Raw genomic sequence first — 15,913 nt, 5'->3', positions numbered from 1 at the left:
CGTGAAGCGGATCCTGCCCGTCCTGCTGGCTCTCGGCTGTGCGGCCGCCCTGTCCGCGTGCACCAGCAACGAGAGCAAGTTCGTCGCCGAGCTCAAGGCCGCCGGGTTCAGCAACCCCGGCGCGCCCAGCACGGAGACGGAGAAGAAGTCCAAGAAGGTCGGCAAGAAGACGGTCAAGTCCTCGCAGAGCACCATCGAGGTGATCGTGCGGGTGAAGGGCTGCGACCTGGAGATGGCCAAGATCTCCGGGCAGTCCGGCTACTGGCTGGACGAGCTGCACGTGAAGGGGCAGGAACCGGACTGGCCGAACTACCCGGAGAACCTGACCCGCGACCAGGTGGTCAAGCTGCTGGCGGACAACTCCGCCAAGCCCGACGGTTTCAAGGACTGCTACAAGCCGAACGAGGCCTGAGCCGCGCCTGTGGTGGAATGGCGGGGTGAGTGTTGCCCGTGATGAGCGCAAGGCCCTTGTCGACCTGATGACCGAGCTCGGCCCGGACGCGCCCACGTTGTGCGGCACCTGGACGAACCGGGACCTGGCCGCGCACCTCGCCATCCGCGAACGCCGCCCGGACACCGCGCCGGGCATCCTGCTCAAGCCGTTCGCGAAGTGGGCGGAGAAGGTGCAGGACGACTACGCACACAAGGCGTGGGGTGAGCTCCTGGACCTGGTGCGCACGCCGCCGTTCTGGATCCAGCCGTTCGACTCGTACATCAACACCACCGAGTACTTCGTGCACCACGAGGACGTGCGCCGCGCACAAGCCGACTGGGAGCCACGGCCGTACGACGGCAAGCGCGAGCACGTGCTGTGGAAGTTCCTGCCGTTCACCGCGAAGTTCACCTACCGGTCGTCGCCGGTCGGCGTCACGCTCGTGCGGCCCGACGGCGCGCACTTCGTGGCCAAGCCGGGCGCGAACGGCGTGGTGATCACGGGTGAGGTGGCCGAGCTGGTGCTGCTCGCGTTCGGGCGCGACCAGGTCCGCGTGGAATACAGCGGGGACGCCGACGCGGTCGAACGGGTGCGGTCGTTGAACCGAAGTGTCTGAACTCGGGTAGTTTCTGCGCATGCCAGGAAGCCCGTACGCAGCGCCGAACCGCCCGTTCGGCCGCGTTCTCACCGCTATGGTCACGCCGTTCGACTCCCGTGGCGAGGTCGATCTCGCCAAGGCGCAGGAACTGGCGAAACACCTGGTGGACCTGGGCAACGACGGCCTGGTCGTCAACGGCACGACCGGAGAGAGCCCGACCACGACCGACCGGGAGAAGGCCGCGCTGATCACGGCCGTCGTGGAGGCCGTGGGGGACCGGGCGACCGTGGTGGCGGGCGCGGGCACTTATGACACCGCGCACAGCATCCACTTGGTGGAGCAGGCCTCGAAGGCGGGCGCGCACGGCGTGCTCGTCGTGACGCCGTACTACTCGCGGCCGCCGCAGGAGGGTCTGCTGGCGCACTTCACCGCCGTCGCCGACGCCTCCGAGCTGCCGGTGATGCTCTACGACATCCCGCCGCGCGCGGTCGTGCCGATCGAGGTCGACACGCTCCTGCGCCTGGCGGACCACCCGCGGATCCTGGCCGTGAAGGACGCCAAGGGCGACCTGCACGCGGGCAGCCGGGTGATCGCCTCGACCGATCTCGCCTACTACTCGGGCGACGACCCGCTGAACCTGCCGTGGCTGTCCGTCGGCGCCGTCGGGTTCGTGAGCGTCATCGGTCACCTCGCCGCAGACCGCCTGCGGGATCTCATTGATGCGTATGAAGCCGGAGACGTGGTCCGGGCGAAGGAAATCCACGAGTCGCTGCTGCCGCTGCTGCGACCATTCCGCCGGGTTCCCGGCGTGACGTACACGAAGGCCGCACTGCGCCTGCGCGGGCTCGACGTGGGTGACCCCCGTCTGCCGCTCGTGCCGGCCGCGGCCGAGGACATCGAGGCCATCGCGGCCGAACTGGGAGTAAACGCGTGACCCAATCGACCGAATTGCCGCCCGCACTGCCGGAAGGCGGCCTTCGGGTCGTCGCACTCGGCGGAATTGGCGAGGTCGGCCGCAACATGACCGTCTTCGAGCACGCCGGCCGGCTGCTCGTGGTCGACTGCGGCGTTCTGTTCCCCGAGGACGACCAACCGGGCGTGGACCTGATCCTGCCGGACTTCCGCGCCATCGAGGACCGGCTCGACGACATCGACGCCGTCGTCCTGACGCACGGCCACGAGGACCACATCGGCGCGGTCCCGTTCCTGCTGAAGCTGCGCCCCGATGTGCCGGTCGTGGGTTCCCGCTTCACCCTCGCGCTGCTCGCCGCCAAGTGCCGCGAACACCGCCAGACCCCACGGCTCGTGGAGGTGAAGGAGGGCGAGCGACGTTCGTTCGGCCCGTTCGAGCTGGAGTTCTTCGCGGTCAACCACTCCATCCCGGACGCGCTGGCCGTGGCCATCCGCACGTCCGCGGGTCTGGTGCTGCACACCGGTGACATCAAGCTCGACCAGCTGCCCCTCGACGGCCGGCTGACCGACCTCGCGGGCTTCTCGCGTCTGGGCGACGAGGGCGTGGACCTGTTCCTGGTCGACTCGACCAACGCCGAGGTGCCCGGTTTCGTGGTGCCCGAGCGCGAGATCGGCCCCGTGCTGGAGAACGTGATCCGCAAGGCGGACCAGCGGGTCATCGTCGCCTGCTTCGCCTCGCACGTGCACCGCGTGCAGCAGGTTCTCGACGTCGCCGTCCAGTACAAGCGCAAGATCGCGTTCGTCGGCCGGTCGATGGTCCGCAACATGGGCATCGCGTCCGAGCTGGGCTTCCTGAACGTGCCGGACGGGTTGTTCGTCGACCTCGACGTCGCGATGCGGATGGAGGAGAACGAGGTCATCTTCGTCTCCACCGGGTCGCAGGGCGAGCCGCTGTCGGCGTTGTCGCGCATGGCCCGCGGCGACCACCGCCAGATCTCGATCCGGGCCGGCGACACGGTGATCCTCGCGTCGTCGCTCATCCCGGGCAACGAGAACGCGGTCTTCAACGTCGTCAACGGCCTGGCCAAGCTCGGCGCCACCGTGGTGCACCAGGGCAACGCCAAGGTCCACGTCTCGGGCCACTCACCTGCCGGCGAGCTCTTGTTCCTGTACAACGCTGTCCGGCCGTCCAACGTGATGCCGGTGCACGGCGAGTGGAGGCACCTGCGCGCCAACGCCGCTCTGGCCGTCGCCACCGGTGTCGCCGAGGACCACGTCGTGATCGCCGAGGACGGCGTCGTGGTGGACCTGATCGACGGCAAGGCCGCGGTGTCCGGACGCGTTGTGGTGGGCCACGTCTACGTCGACGGCCTGTCCGTCGGCGATGTCGGTGAGTCCACTTTGTCCGATCGACTGGTGCTGGGCGAGGGCGGGTTCATCTCGATCTCCGTCGCCATCGACCGGACGACGGGCCGTGCCGTGACGGCGCCGACGATCTCCGGGCGCGGCTTCTCCGACGACCCCAAGGCGTTGGAGGCGGTCGTGCCGCTGGTGGAGATGGAGCTGGCGCGGACCGAGGCCGAGGGCATCGCCGACACGCACCGCGTCGCGCAGGCCGTGCGTCGCGTGGTGGGGCGCTGGGTGGCGGAGACCTACCGCCGCCGCCCGATGATCGTGCCCACCGTCATTCCGGTCTAGCTTGATCAGTTTGGCAGCGAACGAGCTGCTCGGTACCGTCGGGTCCTGCCGTAGGGGGCGACATGGACAAGATGGCTGCCGCGTGGCTCGTTCGCGGGGGTAAGGACGGCGAGCGCGAGGACGAGGCGCTTGAACAAGGGCTGATCATTGCCGGGTGGCCTGATCTCGGTGATCTCAGCGGGTACGCGGATCGCAACCAGCTGAGGTCTGCGGTCCGTGCCACCTATCCGGAGTACAAGACGGCTGTCACCGGGAACTGGACCGGGCAGCTCTGGCGCTTGTTGAGGGAGATCAAGGAAGGCGACCTCGTCGTCATGCCCTTGAAGTCGACCCAGATGATCGCGATCGGGCGGGTGACCGGGCCGTACCACTACCGCGCTGATCACCCGGCGGGTTTTCGGCACACCCGGCCGGTCGAGTGGTTGCGGACGAGCGTGTCACGCCGAGACGTGCAACAGGACCTGTTGCACAGCATGGGTTCGCTGCTCACGATCTGCGGGCTTCGCCGGTTCGGGGCTGCTCGACGGGTCGCGCACCTCGCGGAGTTCGGCGTGGACCCCGGCCCGTTCGCCGAGGAGGTCGCGGACACCTCGGTGCCCGCGGAGGCGCAGAGGTTGTTCGAGGAGGCGTCAGCGGCCGAGGTGCCGCTGAGGATCGCGATCCGAGACCTGCTCACCAGGTGGGGTGTCTCGCGACGTACCCCTGACGTCGTCGCCAGGATCGAGCTTGCGCTCGATGAGAACGGTCTCGTGGCCAAGCCGTCGATCGCGGACGAGTGGGTCGGGACCGAGGTTGAGCTGATCTCTGTCGTGGACGAGCACCGCGCGGTGGAGACCGATGCCGCTAACACGGAGCCCGACGCGCCTGACGACTCGGTGCTGCGAATGATCACGCTGCAGGTGGGCAGGCTCACCGCTGCCAACGCGGGTGTGGCGGCGGTGCGTCCGGACGACCTGCTCGCCAGGGCTCAGACGATCATGCTCAGCCAGAACTTCTCCCAGCTCGCCGTGATCGAGGAGAACGGGGAGTTCTGCGGAGCGATCAGCTGGGAGTCGATCGGGAAGGCCCACCTGGGAGAACCGGCGGCAGAGGTCTGTCATGCGACGGTCCCGGCGCGAGTGGTCGAGCACAACGAGGATCTGCTGAACCAACTGGCCGAGATCTACGCGAGCGGATATGTGTTCGTGCGCGGCGCCGACCGCAAGATCAGTGGGATCGTGACCGCCGCCGACCTCACCGCTCAGTTCGGTGACGTTGCGCGGCCGTTCGTGCTGCTCGAAGAAATCGAGCGACGGATGCACCGAATCGCCAGCGAGAAGTTCACCATCGAGGAGATCGCTCAGATGGCGCGCTATCCGAACAAGGTGCGTGCCGGCGACAACCCGATGCTGGGGGACTACGAGCGATTGCTCGAGGACCCGGCGATGTGGGCGCGGGTCGGCTGGCGGCTCGACCAGAGCGAGTTCGTCAGCCTGTTCAAGAAGGTTCGCTTGGTGCGCAACGGTCTCATGCACTTCAGCTCGGACGCGCTGGCGGAGCAAGACCTGGAGCCGGTGCACGGGTTGCTGCGAACGCTGCGTGTTGTCGATCCGCGAGCGTGACCCTGCTGTGATCTGCGTCCCCCTCGTCCGATAAGGTCTGGTCCCAGACCATGGACGAGGGGGTCGCCTCATGGCCGATGACGTTTTCTCTCCACCCGGCAAGGAAGATGTCTTTCTTCCGCCGATCTTCACCTGGCACGAGCCGTTCGGGCTGCCGTTCGACCTCGCAGTCGGCAAGGCGCAGGTCCTGCTGGTCCTGTCGATCGCGATCATCCTGTCGTTCTTCCTGATCACCACCAGGAACCTGAAGCTCGTCCCGACGCGCTGGCAGTTCGCCGCCGAGTCGGTCTACGACTTCGGGCGCAACACGATCGCGCGCGAGCAGATCGGCGCCAAGGAGTTCACGCCGTACGTGCCGCTGATCGTCAGCATCTTCTGCTTCGCGCTGGTGAACAACCTCTACGGGCTGATCCCGTTCGTGCAGTTCCCGACGTTCACGCACAGCGGCTTCCCGTTCGCCATCGTGGTGATCATCTACCCGCTCTACCACATCGTCGGGATCAGGAAGTTCGGGCTGCGCGGCTATCTGCGCAACCAGTTCATCATCCCGGACGTGCCGAAACCGGTGCTGTGGGGACTGCTGATCCCGACCGAGGTCATCCTCAAGTTCTTCTTCGACCCGCTGAACCTCATGATCCGGGTTTTCGCGGCGATGTTCGCGGGCCACCTGCTGGTGCTGGTGTTCACGCTGGGCGGCGAGTTCCTGTTGCTGCACGGCCCGATCTGGCTGAAGCCGGCGTCGGTGCTGGGCTTCGCGCTCGCGATCGGGCTGATCTTCCTGGAGGCGCTGGTGCAGGTGCTGCAGGCCTACATCTTCGCGTTGCTGTCAGCGCACTTCATCGGTCGCGCGCTCGCGGATCAGCACTAAGGCCGCTGGCACACCAGGTGCAGTGACTCCTCGGGCATGGCGCCGGGGTAGGACGGCGTGAAAACCGGCCGGCTCCGGCGCACGACCCGCAGGCCGACGTCGGCGAGGTGCGTCTCGAAGTTCTCCTCGGAGAACGACGACACCTCGATCTCCTGGCCCATCCACGGCAGCGTGACCTGCTCGGCGTCGACGGGGACGGTGGCCAGGAAGAAGTGGCCGCCCGGTCGCAGCCACGCCGAGACCTGGCCGAGGGTCTGGATGATCTCGGCCTGCGGCATCTGCAGCAGGGAGAAGACGGCGCAGATGACGTCCCACGAACCGGCGGGCGACTCGAAGTCGCGGATGTCGATCTTGTGGAACGTCGCGTCGGGGACCTGGGCGGTCGCGATGTCGACCATCACCGGCGAGACGTCGAGGCCGGTGACCTTCATGCCCGCCTTGGCGAGGGTGCGCGCGACGGGAACGCCCGTGCCGCAGCCGATGTCGAGCACCCGTGAGCCCGAGGGCTGGGTGGCGGCGAACCAGGCCAGCGTGCCGTGCAGTGCGGGCTGGTGCGACCAAGCGCGCTGGTACTCCAGCCCCAAAGTGTCGAAGACATCGGCCGCGTTCATCTCTCCGCCCCCTCATTTCGGCCCAATCCACCTGATGTGAAGTGTGGAGAAGGTCTCTGCACGGACTCTGGATGGCTTCTGGACGAAATCTGACGGTAGGTTGCTGGGTGACTGCGGACAGCGACGAAGTGAGACAAAGGGTGCAGAACGAGTTGCGCGTCAGCCTGCTGGGCGCGCTCGCGGCGACGGTGGACGGTCAGGAGCTCACCCTGGGTCCGCCGCGGCAGAGAGCCGTGCTCGCGGTGCTCGCCTTGCGCGCCAACCACGTCGTGTCGCGCAGCGAGCTGATCGACGCCGTCTGGGGCGAGGAGTCGCCGGCCAGCGCGGACAACGGCATCCACACCTACGTCGCCGGCCTGCGGCGTCTTTTCGAACCTGGCAGGGCCTCGCGCGCGCCGAGTTCGGTGTTGCTCTCCACGGACGCTGGATATTTGCTGAGGCTCTCATCGGCCAGTTCCGACGCCGCGATGTTCCGCGCCCATCTGGACGATGCGGGCCGTCTGCGCGCACAGCCCGCAGAAGCCATCAGCGCGTTCGACGACGCTCTTGGGCTGTGGCGGGGCATCGCTCTGGAGGGAGTGCCAGGACCGTTCGCCGCAGTCGAACGCGCGCGCCTCGCCGAGTTGCGACTCACGGCCGTGGAGCAGCGCGCCGCGTTGATGCTGTCCGTCGGGCGCGAGGCGGAGGTGGCGGCGGAGCTGACGACGTTGGTCAGCGCGCATCCGCTGCGAGAACGGCTGCACGGCCTGCTGATGTCCGCTCTCTACCGCAGTGGCAGGCAGGCCGAGGCATTAGCCGTCTACACCGACCTGCGTCGGTTGCTGATCGAGGAACTCGGCATCGAGCCCGGCCCCGAACTCCGCCAGCTCCACGAACAACTGCTCGTCGGCCGCCACGATCCGCAGCCGGAGCCCGCGGCGCCCGTCCTGGTGCCGGTCCAGCTGCCGCACGAGATCCGCGACTTCACCGGTCGCGCCAAAGAACTCGCGAAGCTCTCCGAAGTCGTTCCGCACGATCATTCGCCGGTGCTGGTCGCGATCACCGGCACCGGTGGAGTGGGCAAGACCGCTCTCGCCGTCCGGTTCGCCCACCAGGTGGCCAACCGCTTCCCGGACGGCCAGCTGCACGTCGACCTGCGCGGGTTCGACGCGTCGTCGCCGCCCGTGCAGCCGGGCGCGGCGTTGCACCAGTTGCTGCAGAGCCTCGGTGTTCCGGCCGAACGGATTCCGGATGACCTGCCCGCGAAGTCCGCGCTCTACCGGAGCGTGCTGGCGGGCAAACGGGTGCTGGTGCTGCTCGACAACGCCCGGCTCGCCGAGCAGGTCCGCCCGCTGCTGCCGGGCCGGTCGTCGTCGATGGTGCTGGTGACCTCGCGCAACCACCTCGGCGGACTCGTGGCCCGCGATGGGGCGCACTCGGTGACGCTGTCGACGTTGACCCGCGACGAAGCGTTGGCGTTGCTGACTTCCGCGGTGGGGGCGGACCGCGTAGCCGCCGAACCCGCCGCCGCGGCGAAGCTCGTCGAACTGTGCGGCCATTTACCTCTCGCCGTGCGGATCGCGGCCGAACGCGTCGTGACTCGCCCGCACCTGACGTTGGCCGACCTCGCGAACGACCTGGCGGACGAGCACGACCGGTTGAACGTCCTGGCGACCGGCGACGACGAGGACACGGCCGTGCGCGCGGCCTTCTCGTGGTCGTACCTGGCCCTGAAACCCGATGCCGCCAGGATGTTCCGGCTCATCGGCCTGCATCCGGGTGCCGAGATCAGCCTGAACGCCGTAGCCGCGTTGACGGGCGTGCCGGTGTCGAGGGCGCGGGTGCTGCTGGACGTGCTGGCAGGCGGGCACATGCTGGAGGAGGTCGCCCGCGGCCGCTTCCGCCTGCACGACCTGCTTCGCCTGTACGCCACCGAGCTCAGCGCCACCGAGGAGTCGTGCGAGGGCCGTGCGGAGGCGGTGAAACGCCTGCTGCAGTGGTACGCCGACACCGCGAACGCCGCCGGCACCGTGATCGCGCCACCGGACCACCCGTCGTTCCTGCTGCCGCCACTGTCCACTCAGGACTTCACCTCGCATGACGAGGCCTTCACCTGGTGCCGCAAGGAATCCTCGAACCTGCTGGCCGTCGCGCGACTGGCCGAGGACGAGCACTCGCCCACGGCGTGGCAGATCCCGGTCGCGCTGTGGAACTACTTCATCGTCTCCAGCGCACTGGACGAGTGGACCCGCACCTACCGCGTCGCCGAGCGCACCGCGGCCCGCGACGGCAACCAGGGCGCCCGTGCCTGGGCGGTCCACGGCCAGGGCCTCGCCGCCTGTCGCGGCCAGCGCTTCGCCGACGCCCTGGAGCTCTTCGACCGCGCGTTGTCGATCCGCCGCGAGATCGGTGACGCTGTCGGTGCCGCGTGGAGCCTCACCGGCCTGGGCATGGCGTACGGCGGCCTGCGCCAGTTCGACCTGGCCGTCGACCGGTTCGGCCAGGCGCTGGACGGGCACGCCGAGGTGGGCTCGTGGTTCGGCGAGGGCGGCACGCGGTTGTTCCTGAGCGACATCCTGCGCTCTGCCGGCCAGTACGAGGCTTCGCTGGCGTCGGCGCGGACGGCGTTCGAGCTGATGGACTCGCACGACGCCATGCACGGCAAGGCGATGGCGTTGGTGAGCATCGGCTGGGCGCAGTTCAAGCTGGGCAACCGCGTCGAGTCGCGCGACTCGTTCCGGCACGCGTTGTCGTTCCTGCGGGTGCTCGGTGATCGCAAGAGTCTCGCGGAAGCGTTGCACGGCTTGGGGGAGACGAGCGCGGGCCAGCCCGACGTCGCGCGCACGCACCTGCTGGAAGCGTTGACGATCTACGAGGACTACGACCACCCGCTCACGCCGGAAGTGCGCGCACGGCTGCACGAGTTGGCATAGAAAGATCTCGTGCATTTCGTAGAACACGGTGCGGGTACTGCTGTGCTCGCCATCCACGGCTGGACACCGGACCACCGCCTGATGCTCGGCTGTCTGGAGCCCTTCTTCGCGACCAGGCCCGGTTATCGGCGCCTGTATCCTGACCTGCCGGCGATGGGGAAGTCGCCGGCGGACGGCGTGGAGTCGAGTGACGACGTGCTCGCGGCGCTGGAGGAGTTCGTCGACAAGCAGATCGACGGCTCGTTCCTGCTGATCGGCGAGTCCTACGGCGGGTATCTGGCACGCGCTCTCGCTCACCGCCGCCCCGAGCAGGTCGCCGGGCTGGCGTTGATCTGCCCGACCGGCACGGCGGTCCACGCGGCCGACCGGACGGTGCCGGCGTTCGAGCTGCGGCGGTCGGACGGTGTCGAGCTGGATCCCGCGCTGGCCGGGCAGTTCGACGGCATGGCGGTGGTGCGGACGGCCGAGACGGCGCGGCGGTTCGCGGAGGAGATCGTTCCCGGTCTGCAGGTCGCGGATCTCGAAGCGATGGCGAGGATTCAGCAGCGCTGGGAGCTGTCGGAAGGTCCGGAGCTCGGCACCTACGGCAAGCCGGCGCTCATCCTCACCGGACGCCAGGACAACGTCACCGGTTATGAGGACGTGTACGCGTTGCTGCCGCACTACCCGTATGCGACGTTCGCCGTGCTGGACACCGCGGGGCACAACCTGCAGATCGAGCAGCCGCAACTGTTCGACGCGCTCGTGAGCGAGTGGCTGGACCGCGTTGCTCAGTAAGGGTGATCCCTGATGCGCGCGGCCTGATAGGTAGGCAAGCTACATGTCATGCAGAAGCGTGCGAGGACCCTCCTGGTGTGGCTGCACGTCGTCACGTCCGTCGGCTGGCTCAGCCAGGCCGTGGCGTTGCTGGCGTTGGTGCTCTACGGCATGAAGACGAGTGACGTCACCGCGTTCCGGATGGCACGGGTGCTCGACCACAACGTGCTCGCGATCATGGCCAACGTCAGCGCGTTCACCGGCATGATGCTCAGCGCCACGACGCCGTGGGGCTACTTCCGGCACTGGTGGGTGCTCGCGAAGTTCGCGATCACGGTCAGCCAGCTCTACGTCGGCATCTTCATTCTCAGCAAGAACCTGGGGGAAGCGGCGAACGGTCACGTCACCGCGTGGATGCCGGTCGGCACGGCGTTGATGATCGGCGCGATCGCGTTCCAGACGTGGCTCAGCGTCGCGAAGCCGTGGGGGCGCACACCGTGGGCGGACCCGAAGGTCAAGCTGCCCACGGCGAGCGTCACGACGTTCGTGCTGGCCCTGGTGATTCCAGCGGCGGACTTCGCGCTCAGTCAGTGGATGGGCAACCCCATGCCCGCGTTCATGCTGGTCACGGTTGTCGCCTACTCGATCAGGCGGGCCGCCACGGGGAGGAACCGGTCGTCGGCCGCGTCGGGTCGTGGAAGCGCGGCACGTCCGGTTCGTCGAGGCGCAGCGGCGCCAAGCCCTCGGTGATCGCGCGCATGATCCGCTCGTGCGCGCGGCGGGCGTCGCCCATCGTCGTCTCCGAGAGATCGGACAGCTCGACCGGCTTGCCGAAGTGGACCTTGAACGTCGGGCGCTTGCGGATCGCGGACAGCCACGAAGTCAGGTACGGCAGGAAGTCCTTCCAGCCGCCGACGTGCAGGTTGCCCCAGTAGACGGCCTCGTGCGCACCCCACTGGCTGATGGGGATCACCGGGATGCCGCCGCCCAGCGCCATCCGGGCGACGCCGGTCTTGCCGCGTTCCGGCCACATGCCGGGGTCCAGCGTGATCTTGCCCTCGGGGTAGACGGCGATCGGGTCGCCGCCCTTCTGCAACGCCTCGACCGCGCGGTGCATGGCCTCGCCCACGTTCGCTGACCTGCGGTCGACGCGGAGATGGCCGCACGCTTTCAGCGCGGGTCCCATGATCGGCGCGTCGAGCAACCCGCCCGCGAGCATGAAGCGCGGGTTGATGCCGATCTTGCGACACGCCGCGATGAGCACGAACGGATCGAGGTTGCCGATGTGGTTGGAAGCCAGCAGGAGTGGCTTGCCGAGCAGCTCCGGTGGAACGTCGCCGGACACCTCGAGCTTGCCGGTCAGCGCGACGAAGCCCCGGTCGATCGCCATGAGCACGCGCCAGAAGAGCGGTGTGGACACGCGGGGCAGCGTACGGCGTGTCGGAACGACACCGCGCCGGATCCGGGGAACCATGAGCTTTCGCACGCGTCCCAGTTGCAAACGTGGCTGGTGAGACGCGAGGGACTACCTTATACACATGGCCGGGCGCACAGGGACTTCACGAAAGACCACGTCACGCGGCAAAGCTCCAGCCAAGCCGCGGGCGCGATCCACCGCGTCCAGAAAGCCCGCTCCACGCAGGAGCGGCGGCGCGATCAGCGCTGTGTGGGGCGCGCTGGGCCGTGGTGTCGGCAGCCTCGTGCGGACGGTCAGCCGTACCAAGGATCTGGATCCTGAACACCGTCGTGACGGCGTTGGCTTGCTGATGATCGCGTTGGCGGTCATCACCGGTGCCGGTGTGTGGTGGCAGGCCGGCGGTCCCGTCGGCCAGTGGGTCGACATCGCCGTGCGCAGCTCGGTCGGGTTCCCCGCGGTGATCGTGCCGGTCGTGCTGCTCGGCATCGGCGTGACGCTGATGCGCACCGACCCGAAGCCGGACGCACGGCCGCGTCTGATCATCGGCACGTTGCTGATGATGATCGGCGTGCTCGGCATGTTCCACCTCATCGGCGGCCTGCCGATGGACCCGGTCGACCGCCGCACCGCCGGTGGCGCCCTGGGATATCTGGCCGGCGGGTTCCTCGCCCAGGGGCTCACCTCGTGGGTCGCGGGGCCGTTGCTGTTCCTGATCTTCGCGTACGGCCTGCTGGTCGTGACGCACACGCCGATTCGCCAGGCGCCCGAACGCATTCGCTCGTTGCTGCACCCCGGTGCCGCCAAAGAGGAAGCTCCTGCCGAGGAAGAAGAGGCCGAGGAGCCGAAGCCGGTTCGCCTGCGCCGTCCCAGCAGGCGCCGCCAGGCCGTCGAACCCGTCGAGGACGAGCAGCAGGCCGAGCTGCCGCTGGAGGAGCCCGAACCCGCTCCGAAGCCCGTTGCCAAGAAGGAGAAGGCCGCCGCTCCGGAGATGGCCGTGCGCGCGGTCGAGGGCGACTACCAGCTGCCGCCGCCGAACATCCTCAAGGACGGCGACGCGCCGAAGACCCGCAGCAAGGCGAACGACCTCATGATCGAGGCGATCTCCGGCGTGCTGGACCAGTTCTCGATCGACGCCCAGGTCACCGGCTTCACCCGCGGCCCGACGGTGACGCGCTACGAGGTCGAGCTCGGCCCCGGCGTGAAGGTCGAGAAGATCACCGCGCTGACCAAGAACATCGCGTACGCCGTGGCGACGGACAACGTGCGCCTGCTGGCCCCGATCCCCGGCAAGTCCGCGGTGGGCATCGAGGTGCCGAACAGCGACCGCGAGATGGTGCGCCTGGGAGATGTGCTGCGCGCGTCGTCCACGGTCAAGGACTCGCACCCGATGGTGATCGGCCTCGGCAAGGACATCGAGGGCCACATGGTCACCGCGAACCTGACGAAGATGCCGCACCTCCTGGTGGCGGGCTCCACGGGTTCCGGCAAGTCGTCGTTCGTCAACTCGATGCTCGTGTCGCTGCTGGCACGCGCGACGCCCGACGAGGTCCGGATGATCCTCATCGACCCGAAGATGGTCGAGCTGACGCCGTACGAGGGCATCCCGCACCTGATCACGCCGATCATCACGCAGCCGAAGAAGGCCGCGGCGGCTTTGGCGTGGCTGGTCGAGGAGATGGAGCAGCGCTACCAGGACATGCAGGTCAACCGGGTGCGTCACGTCGACGACTTCAACCGCAAGGTCAAGTCGGGCGAGATCACCGCGCCGCCTGGTTCCGAGCGCGTCTACCGGCCGTACCCGTACATCATGGCGATCGTCGACGAGCTCGCCGACCTGATGATGACCGCGCCGCGCGACGTCGAGGACGCGATCGTGCGCATCACGCAGAAGGCGCGTGCCGCGGGCATTCATCTGGTGCTGGCGACGCAGCGACCGTCCGTCGACGTCGTGACCGGTCTGATCAAGACGAACGTGCCGTCGCGGCTGGCGTTCGCGACTTCGTCGTTGACGGACTCGCGGGTCATCCTGGACCAGCCGGGCGCGGAGAAGCTGATCGGCATGGGCGACGCCCTGTACCTGCCGATGGGTGCTTCGAAGCCGGTGCGCATCCAGGGCGCGTTCGTCGGTGACGAGGAGATCTCCTCGATCGTCGAGTTCACCAAGAACCAGGCCCAGCCCGAGTACACCGACGGCGTCACGGCTGCCAAGGCGGCCGAGAAGAAGGAGATCGACGCCGACATCGGCGACGACCTGGAGCTGCTGGTGCAGGCGACCGAGCTGATCGTCACCTCGCAGTTCGGCTCGACGTCGATGCTGCAGCGCAAGCTCCGCGTCGGGTTCGCGAAGGCCGGGCGCCTGATGGACCTGCTGGAGACGCGCGGGGTCGTCGGCCCGTCCGAGGGTTCGAAGGCGCGTGAGGTGCTGATCAAGCCCGACGAGCTGGAGTCCGTGGTCTACCTGATGCGCGGCGGCGGCCCGGTCGACGACGAGGACTAGTCCCAGACGCCGAACCACTGCTCGACGCCGAACTCCTCGAACCTCGCGTGCTCGGTGAACCCGAGCTTCCGCGCGAGACGCACCGACGCGTCGTTGGCGCTCTGTGTGGAGAGCACCACCGGCTCACCGGGATGCTCCTCGGCGAACCAGTCGAGTGCCGCCGCGCACGCCTCGGTGGCGTACCCGTGGCCCCAGAACGCAGGCAGGAAGAGGTAGCCGAGTTCGGCCTCCCCGGCGTCCGGCCGCAGGTAGCGGCCACGGCGTTCCGGGCCTTTGCGGTCGAACGTGATCATGCCGATCATCGTGCCGTCGAGCTCGACCGCGAAGGAGCCGAAGCGCCTGGCGGGGATTTCGGGGACTTTCCGCTCGACCTCGTCGAGCGGAAGGGCGCCGCCGATGTAGGTGCCGACCTCGGGTGACGCGAACAGCTCGACGTACTGGGGGCGGTCCCGGGCCTCCGATGCGCGGAGCACCAGCCGTTCGGTGCGGATCGGGGCGGGAGGCCAGGTGACGGCTCCGAGCTGGTCGTGCTGATTGCTCAACGGTCTGTTCCCCCATGCTGACGCAGGCGTACCCCCTGACTGGGAACCCCTGCGTTTCAACGTACTCCGGAGGTCTGACAGTCGGCGGCGACCTGTTGCCGGCCCGCCTGTCACTCCGTCGGATGACATCAGGCTCGTTTGGGACCGCCCGACGCTAGCCTGAAGAATGACCTCCGCTGGCGAGCCGGGTAGTCAGACCACCAACACCGCGACCGGCACCAACCTGGACCGCGTCGTGCAGGCCCAGTCCATCCACGGCGACATCTACCTGGTGAACGGTGACAACCACCCGTTGCCGAAGAAGCCGCCGAAACGGCTGTCGAGCAAGCAGCGCCTCATCGTCGTGGGAGCCGTCGTCGCCGTGTGCGGCTCGATCGCTTACGGCGCATGGCACTTCTTCGGGGCTGAGCCGCCCGCGCCACCGGTGCTGCGGTCCGGCCACCACGAGCTCACCCCCGAACAGGGCCTCGACATGGACACCGGCGAGGTGACCGATCAGAACGTCCAGGGCGTCGACATCAGTCCCGGTGGCGAAGCGGTCGTCATCAACGCCATGACCCACGGCACGCCGAAGCTGGCCACCCTGCCGGATCCGGGTCCGATCGACGGCCGGGCCTACGCCGCGTGCTCGGCGGTCGCGCCCGGCTTGTGGGACAAGACCATTTACGACCTCTACCAGATGCGGGTCGGCGAACGCGTCTGCGTGATCACCACCGGCGGCAACCTGGGCGTGGTGCGACTCACCCAGGTGCCGTCGAAGGTGTTGCCGCGACTGGACTTCGACTACACCACCTGGCAGGGGCGTTAGACGCCGGCGTGCTGCACGGCCGCCGCGGTCGACGACGCGCTGCCGCCGAACTCCCGCACCGCCTTGTAGTAGACGTCGGCGGTCCACTTGCAGGCGAGGTTGCTGCCGCACTGCTTGTACATGTCGGACTTGAAGTTGTTGTCGATGCGCAGCCGGTTCGTCTCGCTGAACCGCGACTGCCGCTTGTAGTTGCGATAGCCGAAGTCGTGTCGGTGGCAGGCCGGCAGGAACTTGAAGCCGAAGGGGTTGTCCAGCGAGTA

The 15,913-nt window shown here is 68.1% G+C and carries 15 protein-coding genes; 11 read left to right on the top strand and 4 right to left on the bottom strand.

From position 1 onward, the window contains the following. Position 1: 1 nt before the first annotated feature. The 6 genes from ABZX92_RS30615 to ABZX92_RS30590 all read left to right on the top strand — a co-directional run bounded on the left by ABZX92_RS30615 (position 2) and on the right by ABZX92_RS30590 (position 6,110). On the top strand, positions 2-412 hold the full coding sequence (locus ABZX92_RS30615) for a hypothetical protein (protein WP_355566856.1): 411 nt from the start codon (positions 2-4) through the stop codon (positions 410-412). A 25-nt stretch (positions 413-437) separates the two neighbouring features. Beyond that, positions 438-1,049 carry a TIGR03085 family metal-binding protein gene (locus ABZX92_RS30610; protein ID WP_355566853.1) on the top strand — a complete coding sequence of 204 codons (612 nt, stop codon included), beginning with the start codon at positions 438-440 and terminating at the stop codon, positions 1,047-1,049. A 19-nt stretch (positions 1,050-1,068) separates the two neighbouring features. Further along, on the top strand, positions 1,069-1,965 hold the full coding sequence (gene dapA / locus ABZX92_RS30605) for a 4-hydroxy-tetrahydrodipicolinate synthase (RefSeq protein ID WP_355566850.1): 897 nt from the start codon (positions 1,069-1,071) through the stop codon (positions 1,963-1,965). Next, entirely contained in the window at positions 1,962-3,641 is a 1,680-nt protein-coding gene (locus ABZX92_RS30600; RefSeq protein WP_355566848.1) for a ribonuclease J, read from the top strand. The genes dapA and ABZX92_RS30600 overlap by 4 nt, the downstream gene beginning before the upstream one ends. A gap of 62 nt (positions 3,642-3,703) precedes the next feature. Beyond that, positions 3,704-5,242, top strand: a complete 1,539-nt coding sequence (locus ABZX92_RS30595) for a CBS domain-containing protein (RefSeq protein WP_355566845.1) — start codon at positions 3,704-3,706, stop codon at positions 5,240-5,242. Positions 5,243-5,312: 70 nt separating this feature from the next. Next, complete coding sequence (locus tag ABZX92_RS30590) at positions 5,313-6,110, top strand: F0F1 ATP synthase subunit A (RefSeq protein ID WP_355566842.1); 798 nt, start codon at positions 5,313-5,315, stop codon at positions 6,108-6,110. Here ABZX92_RS30590 and ABZX92_RS30585 read toward each other — a convergent pair. Further along, on the bottom strand, positions 6,107-6,721 hold the full coding sequence (locus ABZX92_RS30585) for a class I SAM-dependent methyltransferase (protein WP_355566839.1): 615 nt from the start codon (positions 6,719-6,721) through the stop codon (positions 6,107-6,109). The genes ABZX92_RS30590 and ABZX92_RS30585 overlap by 4 nt on opposite strands. A 140-nt stretch (positions 6,722-6,861) precedes the next feature. Here ABZX92_RS30585 and ABZX92_RS30580 point away from each other — a divergent pair, with 140 nt between their 5' ends. The 3 genes from ABZX92_RS30580 to ABZX92_RS30570 are packed head-to-tail and all read left to right on the top strand — an operon-like array spanning position 6,862 to position 11,139. Then, on the top strand, positions 6,862-9,633 hold the full coding sequence (locus ABZX92_RS30580) for a BTAD domain-containing putative transcriptional regulator (protein ID WP_355566836.1): 2,772 nt from the start codon (positions 6,862-6,864) through the stop codon (positions 9,631-9,633). Positions 9,634-9,642: 9 nt separating this feature from the next. Next, the gene (locus ABZX92_RS30575; RefSeq protein WP_355566833.1) at positions 9,643-10,410 is read left to right on the top strand and encodes an alpha/beta hydrolase; all 768 of its coding nucleotides are present in this window, start codon (positions 9,643-9,645) and stop codon (positions 10,408-10,410) included. A gap of 48 nt (positions 10,411-10,458) precedes the next feature. After that, positions 10,459-11,139, top strand: a complete 681-nt coding sequence (locus ABZX92_RS30570) for a hypothetical protein (RefSeq protein WP_355566830.1) — start codon at positions 10,459-10,461, stop codon at positions 11,137-11,139. Here the strand turns inward: ABZX92_RS30570 and ABZX92_RS30565 are convergent. Further along, a complete protein-coding gene (locus ABZX92_RS30565; RefSeq protein ID WP_355566897.1) occupies positions 11,036-11,779 on the bottom strand; it encodes a lysophospholipid acyltransferase family protein in 744 nt (247 codons plus the stop codon). The two genes, ABZX92_RS30570 and ABZX92_RS30565, sit on opposite strands and share 104 nt — an antisense overlap. Before the next feature lie 148 nt (positions 11,780-11,927). On the opposite strand from ABZX92_RS30565, the gene ABZX92_RS30560 reads away from it, so the two are divergent. Then, a complete protein-coding gene (locus ABZX92_RS30560) occupies positions 11,928-14,303 on the top strand; it encodes a DNA translocase FtsK 4TM domain-containing protein (protein WP_355566828.1) in 2,376 nt (791 codons plus the stop codon). Here ABZX92_RS30560 and ABZX92_RS30555 read toward each other — a convergent pair. After that, positions 14,300-14,845 carry a GNAT family N-acetyltransferase gene (locus tag ABZX92_RS30555; protein ID WP_355566825.1) on the bottom strand — a complete coding sequence of 182 codons (546 nt, stop codon included), beginning with the start codon at positions 14,843-14,845 and terminating at the stop codon, positions 14,300-14,302. The two genes, ABZX92_RS30560 and ABZX92_RS30555, sit on opposite strands and share 4 nt — an antisense overlap. A 166-nt stretch (positions 14,846-15,011) precedes the next feature. Between ABZX92_RS30555 and ABZX92_RS30550 the strand changes: the two genes are divergently transcribed. Continuing rightward, complete coding sequence (locus tag ABZX92_RS30550; protein ID WP_355566823.1) at positions 15,012-15,653, top strand: hypothetical protein; 642 nt, start codon at positions 15,012-15,014, stop codon at positions 15,651-15,653. Here ABZX92_RS30550 and ABZX92_RS30545 read toward each other — a convergent pair. Beyond that, positions 15,650-15,913 (bottom strand): phospholipase (locus ABZX92_RS30545; RefSeq protein WP_355566820.1); only part of this gene is annotated, 264 nt, incomplete at its 5' end. The genes ABZX92_RS30550 and ABZX92_RS30545 overlap by 4 nt on opposite strands.

It is taken from the genome of Lentzea sp. NPDC006480, assembly GCF_040611995.1.
Classification (GTDB): Bacteria; Actinomycetota; Actinomycetes; order Mycobacteriales; family Pseudonocardiaceae; genus Lentzea.
Note: the sequence above shows the minus strand (reverse complement) of the source record. Positions and strands in the feature narration are given on the sequence as shown.

Coding starts and splice junctions, on each gene's coding strand:
- ABZX92_RS30570 (WP_355566830.1), top strand. CDS start 10,459: ATGCAGAAGCGTGCGAGGACCCTCCTGGTGTGGCTGCACGTCGTCACG.
- ABZX92_RS30590 (WP_355566842.1), top strand. CDS start 5,313: ATGGCCGATGACGTTTTCTCTCCACCCGGCAAGGAAGATGTCTTTCTT.
- ABZX92_RS30585 (WP_355566839.1), bottom strand. CDS start 6,721: ATGAACGCGGCCGATGTCTTCGACACTTTGGGGCTGGAGTACCAGCGC.
- ABZX92_RS30550 (WP_355566823.1), top strand. CDS start 15,012: ATGACCTCCGCTGGCGAGCCGGGTAGTCAGACCACCAACACCGCGACC.
- ABZX92_RS30560 (WP_355566828.1), top strand. CDS start 11,928: ATGGCCGGGCGCACAGGGACTTCACGAAAGACCACGTCACGCGGCAAA.
- ABZX92_RS30595 (WP_355566845.1), top strand. CDS start 3,704: ATGGACAAGATGGCTGCCGCGTGGCTCGTTCGCGGGGGTAAGGACGGC.
- ABZX92_RS30565 (WP_355566897.1), bottom strand. CDS start 11,779: ATGGCGATCGACCGGGGCTTCGTCGCGCTGACCGGCAAGCTCGAGGTG.
- dapA (WP_355566850.1), top strand. CDS start 1,069: ATGCCAGGAAGCCCGTACGCAGCGCCGAACCGCCCGTTCGGCCGCGTT.